The organism is Pseudoalteromonas sp. P80D2 (assembly GCF_036680945.1).
Classification (GTDB): Bacteria; Pseudomonadota; Gammaproteobacteria; order Enterobacterales; family Alteromonadaceae; genus Pseudoalteromonas; species Pseudoalteromonas shioyasakiensis.
The window spans coordinates 1-1,585 of the sequence record NZ_JAZDAR010000031.1 but is presented as its reverse complement, the minus strand read 5'-3'; the positions used below and the strand labels follow the sequence as shown (position 1 = coordinate 1,585).

General features: G+C 37.9%; 3 protein-coding genes. All 3 read right to left on the bottom strand.

Features of this window, described 5'->3' with window-relative positions; genetic code table 11:
* Positions 1–164 precede the first annotated feature (164 nt).
* Positions 165–611: a hypothetical protein gene (locus VRK28_RS08590; protein ID WP_332393751.1), complete on the bottom strand. Its 447-nt coding sequence runs from the start codon at positions 609–611 to the stop codon at positions 165–167.
* A gap of 191 nt (positions 612–802) precedes the next feature.
* A complete protein-coding gene (locus VRK28_RS08585; protein ID WP_332393750.1) occupies positions 803–1,117 on the bottom strand; it encodes a hypothetical protein in 315 nt (104 codons plus the stop codon).
* Positions 1,118–1,238: 121 nt separating this feature from the next.
* Entirely contained in the window at positions 1,239–1,517 is a 279-nt protein-coding gene (locus VRK28_RS08580; protein ID WP_055022527.1) for a hypothetical protein, read from the bottom strand.
* Positions 1,518–1,585 lie beyond the last annotated feature (68 nt).

The following is a 1,585-nucleotide window of genomic DNA, read 5'->3' as shown; positions in this document are numbered from 1 at the left end:
TAGCCAACACTATGAGTTTAGCTAATGGGTGGGGCGTACCATCTAATTAATGAGTTAGAGTATTTAATCAGTAACGCCCGCATAATGGGCGGATAATACTTGGCTAAAATTAGCGAGGAACGAGCGTCAGCCAAGCGTTAGACGTCCATTCATTAATGCGCTTGTTAGGTCTTGATTTTAAAACCTTTTAGTAAGTCTTTTGTAAAGTTAACAGACTTTTTATAAGACTGACACCAATAATCATGAATAGAAAAAGTAACAAGTTTATTGCCCATTCGAAAGTGCTGCGTATAAATTCGAAAGCTGTTCTTTTTGTCATATGCATCAAGAATAAAAGATTGGATATTTGAGTCTAAATCTACTGTTTCTTGCATGTATTTAAAATCACTCTCTGGATCTGAATGTTTGGAGTTTTTAACTATTTCGATATCCCTTTGTGCCCAGCCACTGGTAGGAGTATCAACATTGTATGTGGATACATAAATCGAAAAAACCTCATCCGCTGAATCGACTCTAACCCCACCTTCGATAGCTTCAGGCTTCCATGATTCTGGTAAAGTTAAAACCCAAGTATCAGTAGACAATTCTATATATTCTGGTTCTGGTTCCACGTCAGCTCCATTAACGTTTAAAATTTGAAGAAAGAGTAAAATTGAAATTATTTTTATAACCAATTGCATGAGGAATTCTCTAGAGACCTAACGCCTTACTAATGGGCGCATAAATGCTTGGCTAAAATTAGCGACGAAGGAGCACAAGCCAAGCGTTTTGCGTCCTTTTGAGTAACTTGTTAGCTGTACTTTTAACACATCTCAATACTTGTAAATTGGAACCAAATATTGTCTTTATCGTAATCAGCAATTCCATTTAACTCATCAAATGGATCTAGCGAAAGATAAATTTGCTCACCAATATTAACCATTTTTACTTGAGAAATATGCATGGTGCCAAAGTCATCATATATATTGAACTCAAGTAGACCATTTAATTTATAAGTTTGTCCGAGACCGTTTTGGTCACTTACTGTGATCATTGCCGAATGCAATGAACCATCCCAAACATATTTAATTGAGATTTCAGTAATGATTTTGTCTCTGAAGTTCGATGGATTAACCATATTTCCCTGTACAGCTAACGCCCTGTTAATAGGCGGATTACGCTTGGCTAAACTTAGCGAAGAATGAGCGCCAGCCAAGCAGTAAGGCGTCCATTTTAAACAGCTTGTTAGGTTACGAACCTCAATCTACATTGTGATACTGTGCTGCTTGTTCGTAACAGTTAACACATACGACTGACATTTGATTAAACTCTCTGAATCTTTCTGTCATGCCGTCCTCTTCCTCAAAAACAGCCTCACATTGATAACACCAAGCTTGAAGATCATTTGGAACGCTTGAATTTTCAATGAAACCGAGAGGCTCTCCCTCAGGTTTGACAAGATGACCACATAGCACGGCAGCCACTCGCTTTCCATGCTTACCGCAATCAATATACATCGGTTCTATATCTGTACTCATTAGTAACCTAACATTTTAGTATTTATGCGACACGCAGTTTGTGTTGCATAATCGCTTGTTGGACTGAG

Excerpts from the sequence above, each read along its gene's own strand:
- VRK28_RS08585 (WP_332393750.1), bottom strand. The coding sequence starts at position 1,117 with ATGGTTAATCCATCGAACTTCAGAGACAAAATCATTACTGAAATCTCA.
- VRK28_RS08580 (WP_055022527.1), bottom strand. The coding sequence starts at position 1,517 with ATGAGTACAGATATAGAACCGATGTATATTGATTGCGGTAAGCATGGA.